Annotated in this window: 25 protein-coding genes; 15 read left to right on the plus strand and 10 right to left on the minus strand. The window is 63.1% G+C overall.

The features are described 5' to 3' along the window. Window positions 1-16: 16 nt before the first annotated feature. Genes WIF35_RS11545 through recA form a run of 8 tightly spaced genes read right to left on the minus strand, consistent with a single transcriptional unit; the run spans window position 17 to window position 5780 of the window. Window positions 17-274 (minus strand): hypothetical protein, encoded by a 258-nt coding sequence (locus tag WIF35_RS11545; protein ID WP_412478362.1) that lies wholly within the window; start codon window positions 272-274, stop codon window positions 17-19. Between the two features lie 50 nt (window positions 275-324). Next, window positions 325-1260, minus strand: coding sequence for an HPr(Ser) kinase/phosphatase (hprK, locus tag WIF35_RS11550; protein WP_412478363.1), 936 nt, complete (start codon window positions 1258-1260; stop codon window positions 325-327). Window positions 1261-1267: 7 nt separating this feature from the next. Beyond that, window positions 1268-1714, minus strand: a complete 447-nt coding sequence (ptsN, locus tag WIF35_RS11555; protein ID WP_412478364.1) for a PTS IIA-like nitrogen regulatory protein PtsN — start codon at window positions 1712-1714, stop codon at window positions 1268-1270. Window positions 1715-1771: 57 nt separating this feature from the next. After that, window positions 1772-2092 (minus strand): ribosome hibernation-promoting factor, HPF/YfiA family, encoded by a 321-nt coding sequence (gene hpf / locus WIF35_RS11560; RefSeq protein ID WP_412478365.1) that lies wholly within the window; start codon window positions 2090-2092, stop codon window positions 1772-1774. 12 nt (window positions 2093-2104) lie between these two features. Continuing rightward, on the minus strand, window positions 2105-3568 hold the full coding sequence (locus tag WIF35_RS11565; protein WP_412478366.1) for an RNA polymerase factor sigma-54: 1464 nt from the start codon (window positions 3566-3568) through the stop codon (window positions 2105-2107). A gap of 28 nt (window positions 3569-3596) precedes the next feature. Further along, window positions 3597-4328: an LPS export ABC transporter ATP-binding protein gene (gene lptB, locus WIF35_RS11570; RefSeq protein WP_412478367.1), complete on the minus strand. Its 732-nt coding sequence runs from the start codon at window positions 4326-4328 to the stop codon at window positions 3597-3599. Further along, the gene (gene recX, locus WIF35_RS11575; protein WP_412478368.1) at window positions 4325-4756 is read right to left on the minus strand and encodes a recombination regulator RecX; all 432 of its coding nucleotides are present in this window, start codon (window positions 4754-4756) and stop codon (window positions 4325-4327) included. Before recX ends, lptB begins: the two co-directional genes overlap by 4 nt. Beyond that, window positions 4749-5780 (minus strand): recombinase RecA, encoded by a 1032-nt coding sequence (recA, locus tag WIF35_RS11580; protein ID WP_412478369.1) that lies wholly within the window; start codon window positions 5778-5780, stop codon window positions 4749-4751. The genes recX and recA overlap by 8 nt, the downstream gene beginning before the upstream one ends. 189 nt (window positions 5781-5969) lie before the next feature. On the opposite strand from recA, the gene WIF35_RS11585 reads away from it, so the two are divergent. From WIF35_RS11585 to WIF35_RS11625, 9 genes are all read left to right on the plus strand, one after another. Beyond that, window positions 5970-6170 (plus strand): hypothetical protein, encoded by a 201-nt coding sequence (locus WIF35_RS11585; protein WP_412478370.1) that lies wholly within the window; start codon window positions 5970-5972, stop codon window positions 6168-6170. Continuing rightward, window positions 6167-6814, plus strand: coding sequence for an RluA family pseudouridine synthase (locus WIF35_RS11590; protein WP_412478371.1), 648 nt, complete (start codon window positions 6167-6169; stop codon window positions 6812-6814). Before WIF35_RS11585 ends, WIF35_RS11590 begins: the two co-directional genes overlap by 4 nt. A 70-nt stretch (window positions 6815-6884) precedes the next feature. Continuing rightward, the gene (locus tag WIF35_RS11595; RefSeq protein WP_412478372.1) at window positions 6885-8381 is read left to right on the plus strand and encodes a sodium:solute symporter family protein; all 1497 of its coding nucleotides are present in this window, start codon (window positions 6885-6887) and stop codon (window positions 8379-8381) included. A 60-nt stretch (window positions 8382-8441) separates the two neighbouring features. Continuing rightward, a complete protein-coding gene (locus tag WIF35_RS11600) occupies window positions 8442-9497 on the plus strand; it encodes a VanZ family protein (protein WP_412478373.1) in 1056 nt (351 codons plus the stop codon). Beyond that, entirely contained in the window at window positions 9446-12142 is a 2697-nt protein-coding gene (locus WIF35_RS11605) for a cation-transporting P-type ATPase (RefSeq protein WP_412478374.1), read from the plus strand. The genes WIF35_RS11600 and WIF35_RS11605 overlap by 52 nt, the downstream gene beginning before the upstream one ends. Further along, entirely contained in the window at window positions 12139-12693 is a 555-nt protein-coding gene (locus WIF35_RS11610) for a hypothetical protein (RefSeq protein WP_412478375.1), read from the plus strand. The genes WIF35_RS11605 and WIF35_RS11610 overlap by 4 nt, the downstream gene beginning before the upstream one ends. 42 nt (window positions 12694-12735) lie before the next feature. After that, window positions 12736-13044 (plus strand): (2Fe-2S) ferredoxin domain-containing protein, encoded by a 309-nt coding sequence (locus WIF35_RS11615; RefSeq protein WP_412478376.1) that lies wholly within the window; start codon window positions 12736-12738, stop codon window positions 13042-13044. Between the two features lie 3 nt (window positions 13045-13047). Next, complete coding sequence (locus tag WIF35_RS11620; protein WP_412478377.1) at window positions 13048-13686, plus strand: alpha/beta hydrolase; 639 nt, start codon at window positions 13048-13050, stop codon at window positions 13684-13686. Next, window positions 13674-14591, plus strand: a complete 918-nt coding sequence (locus WIF35_RS11625) for an ATP-binding cassette domain-containing protein (protein WP_412478378.1) — start codon at window positions 13674-13676, stop codon at window positions 14589-14591. Before WIF35_RS11620 ends, WIF35_RS11625 begins: the two co-directional genes overlap by 13 nt. Before the next feature lie 62 nt (window positions 14592-14653). Here WIF35_RS11625 and WIF35_RS11630 read toward each other — a convergent pair whose 3' ends face one another. Beyond that, the gene (locus WIF35_RS11630) at window positions 14654-15430 is read right to left on the minus strand and encodes a TIGR01458 family HAD-type hydrolase (RefSeq protein ID WP_412478379.1); all 777 of its coding nucleotides are present in this window, start codon (window positions 15428-15430) and stop codon (window positions 14654-14656) included. Window positions 15431-15673: 243 nt separating this feature from the next. Between WIF35_RS11630 and WIF35_RS11635 the strand changes: the two genes are divergently transcribed. The 4 genes from WIF35_RS11635 to dsbD are packed head-to-tail and all read left to right on the plus strand — an operon-like array spanning window position 15674 to window position 19427. Beyond that, complete coding sequence (locus WIF35_RS11635; protein WP_412478380.1) at window positions 15674-16498, plus strand: HDOD domain-containing protein; 825 nt, start codon at window positions 15674-15676, stop codon at window positions 16496-16498. A gap of 32 nt (window positions 16499-16530) precedes the next feature. Next, window positions 16531-17346: an ABC transporter permease gene (locus WIF35_RS11640; protein ID WP_412478381.1), complete on the plus strand. Its 816-nt coding sequence runs from the start codon at window positions 16531-16533 to the stop codon at window positions 17344-17346. 9 nt (window positions 17347-17355) lie between these two features. Continuing rightward, a complete protein-coding gene (cutA, locus tag WIF35_RS11645) occupies window positions 17356-17673 on the plus strand; it encodes a divalent-cation tolerance protein CutA (RefSeq protein WP_412478382.1) in 318 nt (105 codons plus the stop codon). After that, window positions 17670-19427 (plus strand): protein-disulfide reductase DsbD, encoded by a 1758-nt coding sequence (gene dsbD, locus WIF35_RS11650; protein WP_412478383.1) that lies wholly within the window; start codon window positions 17670-17672, stop codon window positions 19425-19427. Before cutA ends, dsbD begins: the two co-directional genes overlap by 4 nt. Here dsbD and WIF35_RS11655 read toward each other — a convergent pair. Beyond that, window positions 19424-20098 (minus strand): phosphatase PAP2 family protein, encoded by a 675-nt coding sequence (locus WIF35_RS11655; RefSeq protein ID WP_412478384.1) that lies wholly within the window; start codon window positions 20096-20098, stop codon window positions 19424-19426. The genes dsbD and WIF35_RS11655 overlap by 4 nt on opposite strands. A gap of 121 nt (window positions 20099-20219) precedes the next feature. Between WIF35_RS11655 and WIF35_RS11660 the strand changes: the two genes are divergently transcribed. Continuing rightward, on the plus strand, window positions 20220-20459 hold the full coding sequence (locus WIF35_RS11660) for an acyl carrier protein (protein WP_412478385.1): 240 nt from the start codon (window positions 20220-20222) through the stop codon (window positions 20457-20459). 3 nt (window positions 20460-20462) lie between these two features. Further along, the gene (locus tag WIF35_RS11665) at window positions 20463-21716 is read left to right on the plus strand and encodes a beta-ketoacyl-[acyl-carrier-protein] synthase family protein (protein ID WP_412478386.1); all 1254 of its coding nucleotides are present in this window, start codon (window positions 20463-20465) and stop codon (window positions 21714-21716) included. Window positions 21717-21721 lie beyond the last annotated feature (5 nt).

A 21721-nucleotide genomic window follows, 5' to 3' on the forward strand; every position in this document is an offset into this window, starting at 1 on the left:
GCGACTCACAGAAAACTTATTTCGCCGCCGCTTGAGCATCGGCGACGCATTTCTTCACGAAGCTGTTCTTGGCCGCACCGGCCAGCTTCTTTTCCTTGGCCGTCGCCTCGCAGGCGGCCGTGCCCGGATTGGCGTCTTCCTGGCACTTCTTCATGAAACTGTTCTTCGCAGCGCCGGCCAGCTTCTTTTCGGCTGCACGAGCGGCACAATCGTCAGCGGCGTGGACGGCGGTTGCAGCAAAGGCAACAAGCAGCAGGCCAATCAGTTTTTTCATCGGACTTCCCCTTTCGACAAGGTATTGGATGTCGAGCGAATATGGGGGATTCAGCTTTCCTCGTCAAGCATCATCCGCTGCTGCCGATCCATGAAATCCTGCATGCTGTCGATACCCCGGAGTTGCAGAATGGTATTGCGGACCGCTGCTTCCAGCAGAACCGCCAAGTTCCGACCAGCAGCCACCGGTATCAGCACTTTGCGGATCGGAACGCCGAGGACATCCTGCATCTGCGCATCAAGAGGCAGACGAGGTGCATCGCCAGCGGCAAGGGTCTTCTGCAGATGTACGATCAACTTCAACTTCATCTTCCGGCGTGAAGCGGTTTCGCCGAAGATGGTCCGAATATTCAGTAATCCGAGGCCGCGTACCTCGAGAAAATCGCGCAACATGCCCGGACAACGACCTTCTATTGTCGTCGGTGCGATGCGTGCCATCTCGACAACGTCGTCAGCAACCAAGCCGTGGCCGCGCGAAATGAGCTCCAGCGCAAGTTCGGATTTACCGACTCCGGAATCGCCGGTAATCAACACCCCCATGCCCAGAACGTCCATAAACACGCCATGCAGGCTGACCGTATCGGCCAGGCGCGCAGACAGATAAATACGCAGCAGATCAATCACCGCCGAGCACGGCTTGGGGGAAACAATCAGCGGCGTTCCGGTCTGCTGGCAGACTTCCGCCACCTGCGGCGGAGGAGTCAATCCATCGGCGACGATCACCGCCGGTGGTTGCGCCGCCAGCAGATCGGTGAACATCTGCACGAAGCGACGTTCGCCAATACGGGTAGCCCATTCGTATTCGGCTTGCCCCATCACCTGCAGGCGTTCGGGGTGAATGATGTTGATGTGCCCAACCAGATCGGCCCCATAATTGTTGGAACCCTTGATCTCGACGCGACGGTCGACATCCTGGCCGATACTCCAATCGAACAACAGCTTCTCGCGGTTGTCTTCATAAAGCTGGCTCAGACTGATCTGACGCACGGCGGCCTCAGGAATGAAAGAGGGCCAAAACGGCGCTGGAATCGGTGGCGTTACTCAGTGTTTCTCGGAAATTGCGATCGGAAAAACGCTGGGCTAGTTCCGACAGGATTTGCAGGTGTTGTTCCGTGGCCTGCTCCGGGACCAAAAGAACGAAAAGCAAGCTGACCGGACGACCGTCCGGTGAATCGAAGGGCACCGGGGTCACCAGACGCATGAAGGCGCCGGCGGCATGTTTAAGTCCCTTGATCCGGCCGTGTGGAATGGCAACACCTTGGCCCAGACCAGTGGATCCGAGTTTCTCGCGGGCGAACAGGCTATCGAAGATGACTGCACGGGCAATGCCGAGACGAGTCTCAAAGAGGATGGCGGCTTGTTCGAATACCCGCTTCTTGCTACTGGCGTCCAGATCGAGAACGATCTGTTCGACCGACAAGAGATTGGTAAGGGGATTCATAAGGGGAAATGAAAAGCAAAAGGCCGCAACCGGGTCTCGGCTGCGGCCATCCGACGATTACTCGGCTTGCAGGCCAGGTTTTTCGCCGCGGTGATGATCCTGCGTCTTCTGCTTGTGCTTCTGGACCTGGCGATCCAGCTTGTCGAACATCGCGTCGATGGCGGCATAGAGGTCGTCACCGGATTCTTCGACATGCAGATCCTTACCCGGAACATGCACGGTCACTTCCGCCTTCTGCTTCAGCTTTTCGACGGACAGGACAACATTGACACCCGTTACCTTGTCGAAGTGACGAACGACGGGATCCAGCTTGTTTTCGACGTATTCGCGCAGAGCCGGCGTAACTTCGATGTGGTGACCACTGATCTGCAGGTTCATTTTTTCTCCTCTCTACAGAGTCTTACGTAAATTGACCGGCGGGATGTTGAGCGATTCACGGTATTTGGCCACCGTTCGGCGCGCAACAACAATACCCTGCTGGCCTAGTATTTCGGATAATTGGCTATCCGACAAGGGCTTCTTGCCGTCCTCAGCCGCAATCAATTGCTTGATCAACGCCCGGATGGCCGTGGCAGAACAGGCGCCACCGGTATCGGTGGAAACATGGCTGCCAAAGAAGTATTTCAGTTCGAAAATGCCGCGCGGTGTCGCCATGTACTTCTGGCTGGTCACCCGCGACACGGTCGATTCGTGCAAGCCGAGAATGTCGGCAATTTCGCGCAGGACGAGGGGCCGCATCGCCACTTCGCCATGTTCGAAGAACTGGCGCTGACGGTCGACGATGGCTTGCGTGACGCGATGAATGGTCTCGAAACGCTGCTGGACATTCTTGATCAGCCAGCGCGCTTCCTGCAATTGGGTCGACAGGTTGCCATTGCCGCGCCGCTGCTTGGCGAGGATTTCCGCATACAAGCGGTTGATGCGCAGGCGCGGATAGGCATCCGGATTGATGTAGGCCGTCCACTTGCCCTTCAGCTTCTTCACGATTACGTCGGGCGTGATGTAACGGGCTTCCAGTTGCGCATAACCCGCACCGGGGCGTGGATTGAGGCTGGTGATCAGCGCTTGCGCATCCCTCAGCTCGGCATCGTCGCAGCCGGCCAAACGCTTGATTTTGGTGAAGTCGCGAGCGGCAAGCAATTCGAGGTGCTTGTCGACAATGACCATGGCCAGATCGCGCTCTTCGCTTTCCTCTTCCGCCTTAAGTTGCAGCAGCAAGCATTCCTGCAGGTTGCGTGCACCGATGCCGGTCGGGTCGAAGTTCTGGATATGGCGCAAGGCGATTTCCAGCTCCTCCAGCTCGATCTCATATTCCGGCGGCAGGGTTTCCCACAGTTCCAGCAAGGGAGTCGACAGATAGCCGTCGTCATCGAGTGCTTCGATCAGGAAGCGGACCAAACTACGGTCACGCTCGGTAAGCTGGGTCATGCCGAGTTGCCAGCCCAGATGCTCGCGCAGGCTGACGTTGGCAGCATGAATGTCGTGGGCATCGCTGTCGTCGTCTTCGTCGCGCCCGGCACCGGTGAACGTACCGGCATCCGAAGTCCAGCGATCGTCGTCGACTTCGGACGGCGAGGAGGGAATTTCCTGCTCGCGATCCTCGCTCGGGGTGCGCTCTTCGCTTTCCCGCTCACGCTCGTTTTCGTTCGTGCGCGGCGAGTCGAACTGCTGCGCCCCGGCGAAAGACTCGCCGCCGTTGTCGTCTTCCCGCTCCAGCATGGGATTTTCGAGCAGATAGCGCTCGATTTCCTGCTGCATCTCCACCGTCGACAACTGCAGGAGCTTGATCGACTGCTGCAACTGAGGCGTCAGCGCCAGGTGCTGGGAGAGTTTGAGTTGGAGAGCGGGCTTCATTTATGCATCTGTTGGGTACGCTTTGCGGTCAGAGCCTGAAGTGCTCGCCGAGATAAACCTTGCGTACGCTTTCATTATCGACGATTTCGTCCGGCCGTCCAGATGCCAGGACGCGTCCGGCGTTGATAATGTAGGCGTGGTCGCAGATACCCAAGGTCTCGCGCACGTTGTGGTCGGTAATCAGGACGCCAATGCCGCGCTCTTTCAGGAAGCGGATGATCTTCTGGATTTCCAGCACGGCGATCGGGTCGACGCCGGCAAAAGGCTCGTCGAGCAGGATGAAGCGCGGGTTGGTGGCAAGTGCGCGGGCGATTTCGCAACGGCGACGCTCACCGCCGGATAGCGCGGCGGCGTTAACGTGCCGAACATGGCCGATATGCAGTTCATTGAGCAGGTTTTCCAGCCGGTCGTTCAGCTCCGCTTCAGGCAGCTTGAGCAGCTCCAACACCGCGCGGATGTTCTCTTCGACATTCAGCTTGCGGAAGACGGAGGCCTCCTGCGGCAGATAGGAGAGACCCTGGCGGGCACGGTTGTGCATCGGCGAATGGGTCAGGCGCTCGTCGTCGATGTAGACCTCGCCGCCGTCCGCCGCCACCAAGCCGACGATCATGTAGAAGCAGGTGGTCTTGCCGGCGCCATTCGGGCCAAGCAGGCCGACGACTTCGCCCGATTTGACCTCGAAGGAAACGTCCTCGACGACCGTCCGCGCCTTGTAGCGCTTCTTCAGATTGTGCGCCGACAGCTTGGCGACCGTGTTCATTCTTCGACTCCGCGCAGAGTCCGGCGGATGGCATCGCCGGAAAAACCGCGATATTGCAGGAAACGCATCTGTTTTGCCCGCTCTTCGGCCGAGCCGGGGGCTTGACCGAATTTCTTCAGCCAGACGGCGCGACAACGTTCGGCCTCGTCGCCCGCTTCGGGCAAGGCGGCCTCGATATCGGCCTCACCGACACCCTGCTGCTTCAATTCCTGACGCAGGCGGGCATTGCCGTAGCGCCCGGCGCGCGCCACCACACGCTGACTGGCGTAGCGGGGGTCGGAGAGCAGGCGCTCGCTTTGCAGGGTGTCGAGGACGGCGTTCAGTTCTTCTTCACTTTCGGCGTGAACCGCGAGTTTGGCCTGCAGTTGAGCCCGGCTGTAGTCACGCCGGGTCAGCATCTGCAGGGCACGCACACGCAGGTCAGGCATCGGCGGCCTTGGCTGCCTTCACCGGCTTGATGACGTTGGTGCTGGCCGCTTCGCGGATGCCGGCTTCAATTTCGGCAGCGATTTCCGGATTGGCTTTCAGGAATTCGCGGGCGTTGTCCTTGCCCTGGCCGATCTTCTCGCCCTTGTAGGCATACCAGGCGCCGGACTTGTCGACCAGCTTGTGAGCCACCCCCATTTCGACGATTTCGCCCTGACGGGAAATGCCTTCGCCGTAGAGGATGTCGAAGATGGCTTCGCGGAACGGAGGAGAAACCTTGTTCTTGACGACCTTGACCTTGGTTTCGCTACCGATGACCTCATCGCCCTTCTTGATCGAACCGATGCGGCGGATGTCGAGGCGAACGGAAGCGTAAAACTTCAGCGCGTTGCCGCCGGTGGTGGTTTCCGGCGAGCCGAACATGACGCCGATCTTCATGCGGATCTGGTTGATGAAGATGACCAGGGTGTTGGTCTTCTTGATATTGGCCGTCAGCTTGCGCAGGGCCTGGGACATCAGGCGGGCATGCAGGCCGACCATCTGGTCGCCCATCTCGCCTTCAATTTCGGCGCGTGGGGTGAGGGCAGCCACGGAGTCGACGATGATGATGTCGACCGAGCCGGAGCGGACCAGCATGTCGGCGATTTCAAGGGCCTGTTCGCCGGTATCCGGCTGCGAGATCAGCAGGTCGGAAACATTGACGCCGAGCTTCTGGGCGTATTGCGGATCGAGCGCGTGTTCGGCGTCGATGAAGGCCGCGGTGCCGCCCAGCTTCTGCATTTCGGCGACGACCTGCAGACAGAGCGTGGTCTTGCCGGAGGATTCCGGACCGTAGATTTCAACGACGCGGCCGCGCGGCAAACCGCCGACGCCGAGCGCGATGTCCAGACCGAGCGAACCGGTGGACACGACCTGGATGCCTTCGTCGATCTCGGCATCGCCCATCTTCATGATGGAGCCTTTGCCGAATTGCTTCTCGATCTGTTGCAGCGCTGCGGCGAGCGCCTTTGCCTTGTTGTCGTCCATGGAAGTACCTCGAATTTTGAGCGGATTATGGCACAGGGGCCGAAGATGGAATAGAAATTGCAGGAATCGATTTCGGCATTCGACGTCGGATAAGCTATATTTGCCCCCGACACCGCCACCAAATACTGTGTATAAATACAGTATATTGATGCACCTTGTTTCGCAAGCGATTTTTCGCGGAGTAGCGCCATGTTCAAACGCCTTGTCGCCATTTTTGCCCTTTTTGGCCTGTGCACCGCAGCAGTGGCCGAACCCGCCGCCTGGTACTGGTGGGTTAGCCTGCTCGACGGCTCGCGCGCCTGCAGCCAGACGCCGCTGGGCGAGGGCTGGGTACAGGAGCCCAAGCCGTTCAAGGATTCGCTCTGCCGCGTGCCGCTGAACAAGCAGTGATCGTCTACACCCCGCCGCCGGATACCGGCATCCCGGTCATTTTTGCCGATGACGCGCTGATCGTTGCCGACAAGCCGGCCGGCCTGCTCTCGGTGCCGGGCCGCGGGCCGGAGCGCGCGGATTGCCTGGTCAGCCGCCTGCAACGCGACTATCCCGACGCCCTGACCGTGCATCGGCTCGACATGTCCACCTCCGGCCTGCTCGTGTTGGCCCGCGGCGAGGAGATGCACCGCCGGCTGTCCAAGCTCTTTCGCGACCGCCTCGTCGACAAGCGCTACGTCGCGGTCGTTGCCGGCTTGGTCGAAGCCGACAGCGGCGAAATCGACCTGCCGCTCATCGTCGATTGGCCCAACCGGCCCCGCCAGATGGTGGATCACAGCATCGGCAAGCCGTCGCTGACCCGCTTCCGCGTGCTTGAACGCGACCCGGCCAGCAACACCACCCGCGTTGAGCTTGAACCGTGGACCGGCCGCTCGCACCAGTTGCGCGTGCATATGGCCTCGCTCGGTCACCCCATCCTGGGCGACGAACTCTATGGCGACGAAAGTAGCGCGCCGCGCCTGTTGTTGCATGCACTAACCCTGGCTTTTCCGCACCCGCTGACCGGCGAAACGGTCTACTTCCGCGCCGCCGCCGAATTCTGATCCCAGCACGCCACCAAAGCCGTATAATCCGCGCGTTTTCAATCCTTTAGCGCGTACTCACGGCCCCGCCATGCTGATCTGGTTCGTCGTTCTCTACCTGCTCGTCTCCATCGGTATCGGCCTGTTCGCGGCGACCCGCGTGCATAGCGCCAAGGACTTTGCCGTGGCCGGCCGCCACCTGCCGTTGCCAGTCGTCACCGCCACCGTGTTCGCCACCTGGTTCGGCGCCGAAGCGGTATTCGGGGTATCCGCCACCTTCGTCAAGGAAGGCCTGCGCGGCGTCGTCGCCGACCCCTTCGGTTCCTCGCTGTGCCTGATCATCGCCGGCTTCTTCTTTGCCCATAAGCTGTACAAGCTGAACATCCTGACCCTGGGCGACTATTTCCGCCTGCGCTACAACCGCACGGTCGAAGTGCTGACCACGCTGTGCATCGTCGCCAGCTACCTGGGCTGGGTGTCGGCCCAGATCAAGGCGCTCGGCCTGGTCTTCAACGTCGTCACCAACGACGGCATCAGCCAGACGGCCGGCATGATCCTCGGCGCCCTCATCGTGCTCACCTACACCACCTTCGGCGGCATGCTCTCCGTCGCCATCCTCGATTTCGTCCAGATGGGCGTCATCATGGGCGGCATGCTGTTCATCGCCTGGATCGTCTCCGGCCTGACCGGCGGCGTCGCCCCGGTGATCGAACACGCTTCCGCCGCCGGCAAACTGGAATTCTTCCCCGAGGCCGATCCGTGGAAGTGGCTGACCTTCCTCGGCGCCTGGGTCACCATGATGCTCGGTTCCATTCCGCAGCAGGACGTCTTCCAGCGCATCACCTCGGCACGGACGGCCAAGATCGCCATCTGGGGCTCGCTGCTCGGCGGCTCCATCTACTTCTGCTTCACCTTCGTGCCGATGTTCATCGCCTACTCGGCAACGCTGATCAATCCGGAGCAATTCAACGGCCTGCTGCAGAGCGACTCGCAGCTTGTATTACCGACCCTGGTCCTGCAACACACGCCGGTCTTCGCCCAGGCCATCTTCTTCGGCGCCGTGCTGTCGGCCATCATGAGCTGTTCGTCGGCGACGCTGCTGGCGCCGTCGGTCGCCTTCTCCGAGAACATCGTGCGCGGCTTCTTCCCGCATATGGGCGACCAACAGTTCCTGCGCGTCATGCGAACCTCCATCGTGGTCTTCGCCGCCGTCGTGCTGGGTTTCGCGCTGTGGTCCAACGCCAGCATCTTCAAGATGGTCGAAAACGCCTACAAGGTCACCCTGGCTGGCGCTTTCGTGCCGCTCTTCGTCGGCGCCTTCTGGAAGCGGGCGACGACGCAGGGCGCGCTGGCGGCGATTTTCGGCGGCATCCTCTCCTGGTTGCTGGTCGAAGTACTGATCGGTGAAGAGAGCCTGGTACCGCCCCAGCTGATCGGCCTCGGCGTCAGCTTCGTCGGCATGTTCCTCGGCTCGCTGCTGCCGCAGTGGGTCGGTCGCCCGACGCCGCACGAGGACATTCACGCCGCCCTGCATCATCAGGCGGCAGCCGCCACGCACCACACGAGCGAAGCGACGCATCGGCATTAATTTGCTGGCGGGGCGAACGGCAGGCTGACGCCGCCGCTCCGGCCAACTAAAATCAAGGGCATGCCGACCAGTCGCCGCCCCATCGTCCTCTCCCGCTACCTCGCGCTCGCCTGGTGCGGACTGGTCGTCTACGGCAGCCTGCACCCATTCTCCGGCTGGCGCGACACCGGTGCCTCGCCGATCGCCTTCCTGGAAGGCGGCTGGCCACGTTACTGGACGGTCTTCGACCTGGTCTCCAACGTCGTCGTCTATCTGCCGCTCGGTTTCTTCCTGGTCCTCGCCATGCATCGCCTGCCCGGCCGTTTCACGGCGCTGGTACTGGCCGTATTGCTCGGTGGCGGCCTCAGCTTCGGCATGGAAACGGTGCAAACCTGGCTGCCGTCGCGCGTGCCGTCCAACCTCGACCTTGTCTGCAACACCTTGGGCACGCTGCTCGGCGCCCTCTGGGGCCACGTTGTCGGTCCACGCATCTTTGCCCGTTTGAGCGAACTCGAACACCGGCTGATCGCCCAAGTGCCGCACGCCGAACTCGGCCTGACCCTGCTCGGCCTGTGGCTGCTCGTCCAGTTGTCACCGGAAACCCTGCTGTTCGGCACCGGCGACTTGCGCCAGCTGCTCGGCCTACCCGGCGCTGTGCCGTTCGCTGCCGAGAGCTTCGTGCTGATCGAGGCCGCCATCACGGCTTTCAATGCTGTCGCCGTCGGCCTCATCGTCCGTCTGTTGTGCGCCCAACTGGCTGCCGCCTATCTGGTTGTACCGATCTTCTTCCTGGCGGCGTTGGCAGTCAGCGCCATCGCCGCCGCCATTCTGGTCAATCCGGCCGAAGCCTTCGCCTGGCTGACGCCCGGCGCCCGGCTTGGCCTGATCGTCGGCGGCGTCGCCCTGTTACCGGCCATGGCCTTGCCTGCGCTGGCCCGTACGATGATCGCCTGCCTGGCACTGGTCATGGGTCTGGTCCTGGTCAATCTGGCGCCACACAATCCCTATTCGCTGGCCGCCCTGGCTGTCTGGCGCCAGGGCCACTTCCTGAATTTCAACGGTTTGACCCGCCTGGTATCCACTTTATGGCCCTTCCTGACCCTGCCGTTCCTTCTGCTGACGCTGAGAAGAACCTAGCCTGGCATGCCGACTCGGCCGACAGCGTCGCCCGCCGGCTCGATGTCGATAGCGCGCATGGCCTGAGCGAAGAGGAAGCCGCCCGCCGCCTGGCCCAGCATGGCCCGAACACGCTGGCCGAGCGCCCAGGCAAGCCGGCCTGGCGCCGCTTCCTCGACCAGTTGCTGGCGCCGCTCGTCCTTGTCCTGATCGCCTCCGGCATCATCACCGCCTTGCTCGGCGAGTGGGTCGATTCGGCGGTCATCCTCGGTGTCGTGCTGGTTAACGCGACCATCGGCTACTGGCAGGAAGCCAAGGCGGAAGGGGCGCTCGCAGCGCTCGCGCGTAGCGTCGCCACGCCGGTCACTGTGCGCCGTAACGGGCATCGCCGTACGCTGGATGCTGCCGGCCTGGTTCCCGGCGATGTCGTCCTGCTCGCCCCCGGTGATCGGGTGCCCGCTGACCTGCGCCTGATCCATCAGAAGGAATTGCATACCGACGATTCGATGCTGACCGGCGAATCGCAGGCCATCGCCAAGCAGACCGCCGCCCTGGCCGAAGACACGCTGCTCGCCGACCGCAACAATCTCGCCTACGCTGGCACGACCGTGCTGACCGGGCAGGGCAGCGGCCTGGTCATCGCCACCGGCGACGCCACCGAAACCGGTCGTATCGCCGGCCTGATCGCCGCCGCCCCCGACCTGGCAACACCGCTTACCCGCAAGATGGCGCGCTTCTCCAACTGGCTGTTATGGGCCATCGCCGGCCTGGCCGCGCTGACCTTCGCCGTTGGCCTGCTACGCGGCGAACGCGCCATCGACATGTTCATGGCCGCCGTGGCGCTTGCCGTCGGCGCGATTCCCGAAGGTCTGCCGGCTGCCGTCACCGTCACGCTGGCCATCGGCGTCGCCCGCATGGCCAAACGGCGCGCCATCATCCGCCACCTGCCGGCGGTCGAAACGCTGGGCAGCACGACGGTGATCTGCTCCGACAAGACCGGCACGCTGACCGAAAATGCCATGACCGCACAGGCCCTGTGGTGCGGCGGTCACGACTACGCCATCGCCGGCCTCGGCTACCGACCGGAAGGGGAAATCACATTGGCCGGCGTGCCGGCCGAGATCACCGGGGCGCTACGCGAGAGCCTGATCGCCGGTGCGCTGTGCAACGACGCCGGACTGAACCGCGACGGCCAGCGCTGGGTCATCACCGGCGACCCGACCGAAGCTGCGCTGCTGGTGGCCGCGCGCAAGGGCGGGCTGGACGAGCACACGCTGCGCGCCCTCTACCCGCGCACCGACGACCTGCCGTTCGACGCCAACCGCCAGTTCATGGCGACCAGCCATGCCAACGAAGAACACCACGTCGTCTACGTCAAAGGGGCCATCGAGCGCCTGCTGCCGCACTGCATCGATCAACTGGCCGGCGACGGCCGCTTCCTGCCGATCGACCGCGCTGCCGTCGAAGCCACCGCCCAGGCCTATGCCGAACGAGGGCTGCGCGTCCTGCTGCTGGCCCGACGCATTTTTGCCCAAAACACGCCGTGCACCGCAGCAGTCGTCGATCAACTCACGCTAATCGGCCTGATCGGCCTGATCGACCCGCCGCGCAAGGCAGCGACGGCCGCCATCCGCAACTGTCACGCCGCCGGCATCGAGGTCAAGATGATCACCGGCGACCATGCCGTCACCGCGCTGGCCATCGCCCGCCAGATCGGCCTGACGGCGGAACGTGCGCTGACCGGCCGCGAACTCGCGGCGCTCGACGACAAAAAACTGGCCCAGGTGGTGCGCGAGGTCGATGTCTTCGCCCGCGTCGAACCGGAACAGAAACTGCGTCTGGTACGCGCCCTGCAAGCCAACGGCGAGGTCGCCGCCATGACCGGTGATGGGGTCAACGACGCGCCGGCGCTCAAGCAGGCCGACATCGGCATCGCCATGGGCCTGGCCGGCACCGAAGTCGCCAAGGAAGCCGCCGACATGGTGCTCACCGACGACAACTTCGCCAGCATCGAGGCGGCGGTGGAGGAGGGGCGGGGCGTCTGGGACAACCTAGTCAAGTTCATCACCTGGACGCTACCGACCAATTTCGGCGAAGGCCTGGTCATCGTCGCTGCCATCCTGTTCGGCGCCACGCTGCCGATCACGCCGCTGCAAATCCTGTGGATCAACATGACCACCGCCGTGCTGCTCGGCCTGCCGCTCGCCTTCGAGCCGATCGAGCGCGGCGTCATGCGCCGCCCGCCGCGCCGGCTCGACACGCCGGTGCTCGACGCCGGCCTGATCCGGCGCATCGTGTTGGTGTCCGTGCTGCTGCTCGCCGGCGCCTTCGGCCTGTTCATCGTCGAGCTGCGCCAGGGTCACACACTGGCCGAAGCCCGCACGGTCGCCGTCAACGTCTTCGTCATGGTCGAAGCCTTCTACCTGTTCAACTGCCGCTCGCTGACCCGCAGCTTCTGGAGCCTCGGCCTGTTCACCAACCCGTGGATCTGGGCCGGCATAGTCAGCATGGCCATGCTGCAACTGGCGCTGACGTATCTGCCGGTGATGAATATGCTGTTCCAGACGGCGCCGATTGGGTGGGAAGAGTGGAGTGAAATTTCTCTCGTAGCATTACTTTGCTCGGTCATTGTTGGATTTGAGAAGCGCCTTGGGAAATCTCAATGACAGAACCGCTTACAAGAATCATCAACGCCTTGGAGGAAAGCGACAAGCTTCACCGTGAGGCCCGCGCAAGAAGAATCTTGTGGGTATCTGAACATAAAGCATCCTTTCCGGTTATTTCAGGGCGCCCGGAAACCCTGAAACTACTGTCGGAAGCAGAAGACACTCTTATAGACGGACATTTCGTCGCCACCTTGCTTCTGGCCATGGCTTTCATCGAACACACAATCATCGATGAGCTTCAGTTACTCGACCCTGTAAAAGGCAGCCCGAGATTTGGCGAAGCCCTGAAACTCGCCGATAAACAAAAAGTCTTCCCTCCGGATTGGATTAAGAGAGCAAATACTCTGAGTGTTCGTCGAAATTCCTATGTCCATCTAAAGGAAACTGAAAATCAGCACACACTAGGCAATAGGGTTATGAATGAAAGCCTGCACCCCAATGCCCTAATGGAAGCAGATGCCAAAGACGCTTTTGATCTGATGTACAACTTTTTCGTCGCGACACTCCGCGAAGTGAATCTCGATCAACACATCACGCCGCGTTCCACGTGAAACGCCACCGCCTATAATTCGGGTCTGCACAGGAGAACACGCATGAGCTATTTCCAGAAACACGTCTTCATCTGCACCAACCAGCGCGAGGCTGGCGAGCAGTGTTGCAACAACGTCGGCGGTTCCGACGCCTTCGCCTACGCCAAGGACCGCATCGGTGCCTTGAAGAAGAACGGCCCGGGCGCCGTGCGCATCAACAAGGCGGGCTGCCTCGGCCGTTGCGACAACGGGCCGGTGATGGTGGTCTACCCGGAAGAGACCTGGTATTCCTTCATCGACAATGAAGATGTCGAAGAAATCATCCAGACCGACCTGATCGGCGGCAAGGTCGTCGAACGTTTGAAAATCTGATTTATGCGCATCGTCGAAGAGAAGATTTTCGTCGATGGCCCGGTCGGCAAGATCGAGGTCATCATGGAGCGGCCGGATGCGCCCAAGGGCATCGCGCTGATCGCCCACCCGCATCCTCTGGGCGGCGGGGCCAACACCAACAAGGTGGCCTATACGCTGGCCAAGACCTTCACCAACCTCGGCTACGCGGCTTTTCGCCCGAACTTCCGCGGCGTTGGCGGCACCGAAGGGCTGCATGACGAAGGACGCGGCGAAACCGACGACCTGCTGGCCGTGATCGAAGACGCCAAGTGCCGCTGCGGCAACATTCCGGTGGCGCTGGCCGGCTTCTCGTTCGGGGCTTATTGCCAGACCCGCGTCGCCAAGCGACTGGTCGAAGCCGGCCACCCGGCGCAGCGCCTGGTGCTGGTCGGCACCGCCGCCGGCTTTGTCGAGGGCACCCGCCAGTACGACACCGAGGCCGTGCCGCACGACACCATCGTCATCCACGGCTCGAAGGACGAGACCGTGCCGCTCGACAACGTCTTCGACTGGGCCTTGCCGCTCGACCTGCCGGTCGTCGTCGTGCCCGGCGCGGACCACTTCTTCCACCGCCGGTTGCACGTCATCCGCGACATCATCACCCGCGCGTGGCGACACTAAACGTCGACTCATTACGCAAGGTCTACGGCGGCCAGGAAGTGGTCGCCGGGTTGTCGTTCGCCGTCGAAGCCGGCACCTGTTTCGGCCTGCTCGGGCCAAACGGCGCGGGCAAGACGACGACCTTGCGCCTGTGCCTCGGGCTGACCGGGCCGGATGGTGGCAGCATCACGCTGAACGGCTGCGCCATCCCGGCCGACGCCCAGCAGGCGAGGGCGCGCGTCGGCGTCGTGCCGCAATTCGACAATCTCGACCCCGACTTCACCTGCGCCGAGAACCTGCTCGTTTTCGGCCGCTATTTCGGGATGCCGGACGCCGAAATTCGCGCCCGCATCCCGCAGTTGCTTGAATTCGCCAGCCTGAGCAGCAAGGCCGACGCCAAGATATCCACCTTGTCGGGCGGCATGAAGCGCCGGCTGACGCTGGCCCGTGCCCTGATCAACGATCCGGACATCGTCTTCCTCGACGAGCCGACCACCGGCCTCGACCCGCAGGCCCGCCACCTGATCTGGGAACGCTTGAAGCAGCTCAAGTCGGCCGGCAAGACGCTGATCCTGACCACGCATTTCATGGACGAAGCGGAGCGCCTGTGCGACCGCCTGATCGTCATCGACCACGGCCGCAAGATCGCCGAGGGCAGCCCGCGCGGCCTGATCGCCGAGTTGATCGAACCGCATGTGGTCGAGGTGTACGACGAAGGCGGCGGCGATCTGGCGACCTTCATCGAGGCTCACCGCAACCAGGCCGACCGCGTCGAAACCAGCGGCGAAACGGCCTTCTTCTATTGCCGCGAACCGCGCGCGCTACTGGCCAGCCTGGTGGACACCCACGGCCTGCGCTACGTACACCGCGCTTCTAACCTCGAAGACGTCTTCATCAAGCTGACCGGGCGCGAATTACGCGATTGATTCGCGTCGCCCCCAGTCAGCTTAGCTTGGTGGCGAACATAGCCTCCGGCCGGTGGGCGGACTCAGCCCGTGGTTTTTGCCTCTAGAAGGCAGTGCACCGCAGCAGCGAAGTCGTCGAAGATCGCATCTGGCTTGATTTCGGGATGTTGTTCGTCACCCGGCCGGTATTTGCCGGTACGCACCAGCCAGCCCTGGATGCCCGCCGCCTGGGCGCCGCCGATGTCGGCGCTCAGGTCGTCGCCGATCAGCACCGTTTCGCTCGCCGCCACGCCCAGTTCGGCCAAGGCAGCCTGGAAGAAAGCGCGCGCCGGCTTGCCGGTGATTTCGGCACGCACGCCGGCCGAGTACTCCAAGCCGGTGACGAAGGCCCCCATGTCGAGCGACAACCCGTCCGGGTCCTGGAAATAGCGGTTGCGCGCCATGGCCAGCAGCGGCACGCCCTGCATGAGCAGGCGAAAGGCGCGGTTGAGCGCCTCGTAGGTGGTGAAATGGCCCATGTCGCCAAGCACGACGACATCAGGATTGGGGTCGCTGTGACCCATTTCGGTCGCGATATCGGGATGGACCAGCCACAGCGGCCGCAAGCCACGCTGGTGCACCAAGGTGCGGGCGGCGAGGGCGGCAGTCTGGATTTCTGCTGGCTGCAACTTGAAACCCATCCGACCCAGCTTGGCGAACAATACGGTGGATGGCGTGCGCGTCGTATTGGTCAGGAAACGTAACGGCAAGCCGGAAGCACGTAACCGCTCCAATGCCTGTACGGCGCCGGGCAGGGCATCGTCGCCGGTGTGCAGGACGCCGGCCAGATCGATCAGCACGGCTTTGACTGAAACACTCATGTTCGCGCCCTCCATGTTTCGTATGAACTACCGACCACAATGTGCGGACAAAGTTTACATCGTTGCCGCCGATCCACACTTCCGGGTTCGCAGGCGGGATTTACCTTTTCTCAAACTTTCACTATTGCTTAAGACATACAATTTGCGGCCACTGCCATCTCTTAAACACCGATGACCACTTCGCCCGACGCTAACGATCAGAGCCCTATCCCGGTTTCCGGATCGGAACAGATCGAATCACGGATGAAGATCGCGATTCGCGACATCGGCATTCCACCGCGGCCGACCATCCTGGCCCAGATCGAACAGGAAATCACCAAGGACGAGCCGGATTTCATCCGCCTGGCCAAGCTGCTCAGCCAGGATGTCGGGCTGGCGGCCGGGATGATCAAGATCGCCAACTCGCCCTTTTTCTCCTTCGGCAAGAAGGTGCCGACCGTGCACGAGGCGATGCTGGTGCTCGGCCTCAAGCTGGTCGTGCGTACCGTGGCCGGACTGGCGCTGCAGCAGGTGTTCAAACACGTGCCGAACATGGAGCGCTTCTGGGACACCTCGGCCAAGACCGCCGAAACGGCCGGCAACCTCGCCAAGCAACTCGGCCGCGCCACCGGCATCCGGCCGGAGGATGCCCATACCTTCGCGCTGTTCCGCGATTGCGGCATCCCGATGCTGATGATTCCGTTCCCTGAATACCGCGACGTACTGATCCTGGCTAACCAGGAGAAGGAGATTTCCTTCACCGAGGTCGAGGACCGCGCCATCGGCATCAACCATGCCGTAGTCGGTGCTCAACTGGCCGAGGACTGGCTGCTGCCGGCGGAAATCTGCATTTCGATCCGCCATCACCATGACCGTCAGGCCCTCGACGGCAGCATCGAGTTGCCGGAGCGGGCACGCAAGCTGATCGCCGTCGCCCAGTTGGCCGAACATCTGCTGTTCGAGAAAACCGGCAGCGGCCAGACCAGCGAGTGGAACAAGCTGGGCGCCAGCGTGCTGGCCTGCCTGGAAATCGACGAAGCGGCGCTGCCCGAACTACTCGCCACCTGCGTTCCGGCCGGCGAGGGCTGAGTTGCCGCGTCCGCCGCAGCGCTAGGCGTAAAATGGCGGCTTCGTCCATCGCCGCGCCAACCATGTCGTCTGCCACCGCCGCCCTCCCGCCCAAACTGTTCGGCTTTCTGCCCGTCTGGCGGCGCAATTTCCTCGTCTGGAAGAAGCTGGCGCTGCCGTCCATCCTCGGCAACCTGGCCGACCCGCTGATCTACATGCTCGGCTTGGGCTACGGCCTGGGCGCGATGTTGCCCAGTATTGACGGCCGCCCCTACGTCGCCTTCCTGGCTGCCGGGACGGTCTGTGCCTCGACCATGAACGCGGCCACCTTCGAGGCGCTGTACTCGGCCTTCTCGCGCATGCATGTGCAAAAGACCTGGGACGCCATCCTGAACACACCGCTCGGCCTGGCCGACGTGGTCGCCGGCGAACTGTTCTGGGCGGCGACCAAATCGCTGTTCTCCGGCGCCGCCATTCTCGTCGTCATCGCGGCCATGGGCCTGACGCACGGCCCGCTGGCGCTGTGGGCGCTGCCGGCCATCGTGCTGACCGGCCTGGCCTTCGCCGCCCTCGGCCTGATCTGGAATGCGCTGGCGCCGAGCTACGATTTCTTCATGTATTACTTCACGCTGTTCATCACGCCGATGACGCTGATTTCCGGCGTCTTCTTCCCGACCGAGCAGCTGCCCGGCTGGCTGGCGACAATCGGGCAATGGCTGCCGCTGGCCCAGGGCGTGGCGCTGGTCCGCCCGCTGCTCGCTGGCGAGGTGCCGGCCGACGCCCTGATCCACATCATGGCGCTGCTCGCCACCGCCGCCGTAGCCTTCGCCATCGCCCTGCGCCTGACCCGGCGTCGGCTCCTAAAGTAGAATCCGCTAATGGAAACCCTGCTCGTCATCACCAACTGCCCGGACGAAGATGTCGCCAACGCCATCGCACTGGCCGTCGTCGAGGCCCAACTCGCCGCCTGCGTGAATATCCTGCCGCGCGTGCAGTCGGTCTATCGCTGGCAAGGGGCCGTCGAATCGGCCTCGGAAATTCCGCTTTTGATCAAGTGCACCGCAGCAGCCTACCCGGCACTGCAAGCGCTGATCGCCGAACGCCACCCCTACGACATCCCCGAGATCATCGCCTTGCCCATCGCCCACGGCCTGCCGGCCTACCTGAACTGGGTGGCCGCCGAAACGCTCCAATGACCATGCGCCTCCTTTTCCTGCTTTTCTCCCTGCTCGTTTCGCTCGCCCATGCCGAGGAATTCCTCGACCCGGCGGTCGCCTTCAAGCCCTCGGTGCGCGCCCTCGACGGCCAGACGCTGGAGGTCAGCTACGAAATCGCCAAGGGCTATTACCTCTACCGCGACAAGTTCCGCTTCACCGTCGATGGCGACAGCGCCACGCTCGGCACACCGACCTTTCCAAAGGGCAAGGAGAAGGACGACGAGAATTTCGGCAAGGTCGAGGTCTATTACAAACAGGCCGCCATCCGCGTACCGGTCGAGCGCAACGCTTCCGGCGTGTTGCCGCTGCAACTGAAGGTCACGTCCCAAGGCTGCGCCGACGCCGGCGTCTGCTACCCGCCGCAAACCCAGCCGCTCAGCGTCAGCTTGCCCGATCCGGCGACTACGCCTTCAGTCAGTGCCGCTGCTGCGGTGGACGGCGACGAAAGCGGAAAAATCGCCAGCACGCTGAAGCACGCCGGCTTCTGGGCCAACCTGGCCTTCTTTTTCGTCGCTGGTCTTGGCCTCTCACTGACGCCCTGCGTCTTCCCGATGATTCCCATCCTGTCCGGCATCATTGCCGGGCAGGGGCACAAGAACTCGCACGCCCGCGGCTTCGCCTTGTCGATGGCCTACGTGCTCGGCATGGCGCTGACCTACGCTGCCGCCGGCGTCGCCGCCGGACTGACCGGCACGCTGATTTCCAGCGCCCTGCAGAATCCGTGGGTGCTCGGCAGCTTTGCGCTGGTCTTCGTCGTGCTCTCGTTCTCGATGTTCGGCTTCTACGAACTGCAACTGCCGACCGCGCTGCAGAGCAAGTTGTCGGAGGAATCCGGCCACCTGCAGGGCGGGCGCGGCATCGGTGTTTTTCTGATGGGCGCCTTGTCGGCGCTGATCGTCGGCCCCTGCGTCGCCGCGCCGCTGGCCGGTGCGCTGCTCTATATCGGCCAGACCGGCGACGCCGTACTCGGCGGCACGGCGCTCTTCGTCATGGCGCTCGGCATGGGTGCGCCGCTGATCGTCGTCGGCACCGCCGGCGGCTCGCTGTTGCCGAAAACCGGGCCGTGGATGGAAGGCGTCAAGAAAACCTTCGGCGTGCTATTGCTGGCCACCGCCGTCTGGCTGGTCTCGCCCGTGCTGCCGCCGGTCGTACCGATGCTGGCCTGGGCGGCGCTACTCATCGTGCCGGCCATCTACCTACACGCCCTCGACCCGCTGCCGCCGCATGCCAAAGGTTGGGCGCGCTTCTGGAAAGGCGTCGGGATCATCATGTTGCTCGCCGGCGCAGCCCTGCTGATCGGTGCCCTGGCCGGTAGCCGCGACCCGCTGCAACCGCTGGCCGGGCTGCGCGGTACGGCCGTTGCCGCTGAATCGACCAAGCTGCCGTTCGAAACGGTCCGTTCAGTCGCGGAGCTCGATGCCCGCGTGCAAGCCGCCGGCAAGCCGGTGATGCTCGATTTCTACGCGGATTGGTGCGTGTCGTGCAAGGAAATGGAGAAATTCACCTTCGCCGACGCCGCCGTGCGCGACAAACTGGCCAGTTTCACCCTGCTCAAGGCCGACGTCACGGCCAACAACGACGACGACAAGGCCTTGCTCGCCCGCTTCGGCCTGTTCGGCCCGCCGGGCATCATCTTTTTCGATGCGCAGGGCAGGGAAGTGAAGGGCGTACGCGTCGTTGGCTTTCAGGACGCAAGCCACTTCCTCAGCACACTCGGCAAGATCGCCGGCTAAATCCCTTTTGCGCCGGCCGCCGCCTCGACCTGGCGCAGCGACAAACCGGCAAAGACCAGTCCGACCACGACACCGGCCAGCACGTCGAGTACGACATGCTGGCGCGTCGCCACCGTCGACCACAGGATAGCCAGGCAGTGCAGGATGCTGAAGACGCGCAAGGCCGACGGCGCACCGACCTGACGGAAGACGCGCGCCAGCCAGACGGCGGAAAACACCGCCGAGGCAACATGCAATGACGGACAAGCATTACCTGCCGCGTCGATGCCCTTGATCACTGCCATTTCCGGATACTGCGTCCAGTCGATCAATGCCGCTGGCACCGCCGTCGGGAAGAACCAGAAGATGCCCAGGCAGAACAGGCACATGCTGGCGATCCACACACCGAACAGCGCCAGTGGACGAAAGCCGTTGAGCAGGGCCGGCGGCAGCGAAACATAGACCCACAGCGAGACATAGACGGGATAAGCCAGCGGCGTGAAGGCGATCCAGTCGTCGAGCGCGGTCAAGGGCATGACGTAGGGCGTCGCCAGCGGATTGCGCAAGACCGCGAAATAGCCCCAGAAGAACAGCGCCATGAAGACCATGGTGCCGACCGCCTTTAATGGCGACAGCGTGCCGATACGGGCGGCAAGCTGGCGGTACCAAGGCAGGGCGATGGACAATTCCATGGGTATGATGACAGAAGGAACAAGGCGGACATGGTACCAAACGCGCAAGCCGAATTGCGAACCCTGCCAGCAATATGAAAATCTTTGGTAAACAGGGGCTTTCGGATAAAATCTCGCCTCTATGGATTCCATTGGCCTGATTCGCGAATTTCTCAAGGACCGCCTCGGCGTCGACCCGGAAAAAGTCGTTCCGGAGGCCCCGCTGGCCGATCTCGGCGTCGACTCGCTGATGTTGCTCGAACTGATGTTCGAGTTCGAAGACCGCTTCGGTATCAAGCTTTCCAACGATCTGGAAACGCCGAAATCCGTCGGCCAGATGGCTGCGCTGATGGACGGACTCATTCAAGCCCAGAAGGGCTGAGCCATGAGTCAGCGTCGGGTAGCGATCACCGGCCTCGGGCTGGTTTCTCCTTACGGCGGCGACCTCGCCGACTTTTTCACGCGTCTGACGGCTGGCGAATCGGCCATCGGCTACCTGCTGACCGACGACCAGCCGCGCCCGCTGTCGATGCCCTTCGTCAGCTGCCCGGGCTTCGATCCCGACACCGCTCTCGGCAAACCGCTCGCCTCGATGATGGACCGCTTCGCCCAACTGGGCATGGCCGCCGCCTTCGCCGCCTGGGACGACTGCGGGCTGCCGCGCAAGGCCGATGGCGAATCGCGCGATAGCTGGGGCTGCGCCTGGGGCACCGCGCTCGGTGGCACGCTGGCCTACGAGAAGGGTTACCGCGAACTGTGGCAGAAGGGCAAGGAGCGCGTTTCACCGCTCGCCGTCGTGCTCGGCATGAACAACGCGGCCAATGCCCACATTTCCATCCAGCTCGGCCTCGGCGGCGTCAGCATGAGCCATACCGTGGCCTGCGCCTCGTCTGCCGTCGCCATCGGCGAAGCTTTCCGCCGCGTGCGTTCCGGTGAGGCGACCGTGATGCTCACCGGCGGCTCCGACGTACCGCAGGCCTACGGCGTCGCGCGTGCCTGGGAAGCCTTGCGCGTCATGGCCCCCGGCGATGCCGACAGCTCGCCGTTCGCCTGCCGTCCCTTCGCCGCCGACCGGCGCGGCCTGGTGCTGGGTGAGGGTGGGGCAGCGCTGGTGCTGGAAGACTGGGACCACGCCGTCGCCCGCGGCGCCCGTATCCACGGCGAGATCGTCGGCTACGGCACCAGTTGCGACCACAGTCACCTGGTCAAGCCGGAAGCGGCCGGCCAGGTGCGTGCCCTGAACGCCACATTGGCCGACGCCGGCCTGAGCGCGGATGACATCGACTACGTCAACGCCCACGGCACCGCCACGGCCGAAGGCGATCCGGTCGAGGTCGCTGCCCTCAAGCAGGTTTTTGGCGAACGTGCGGAGCGCCTGCCGGTTTCCGCCACCAAATCCATGCACGGTCATCTGCTCGGTGCCGCCGGCGCCATCGAAGCCATCGCCACCGTGCTCGCCCTGCGCGAGCAGGCCATTCCGCCGACCGCCCATCTGGATGGCAGGCTCGATGCCGCCTGCACCGGCGTCGATCATGTCCTGAGCGGACGCCGCGGCCAGAAGCTGCGCGCCGCGCTCTCCAACTCTTTCGCCTTCGGCGGCAGCAACGCGGTGCTCGCGTTCCGTGCCGTCGCCTCCTAAGCATT

Source organism: Azonexus sp. IMCC34839 (genome assembly GCF_047047955.1).
Lineage (GTDB): Bacteria > Pseudomonadota > Gammaproteobacteria > Burkholderiales > Rhodocyclaceae > Azonexus.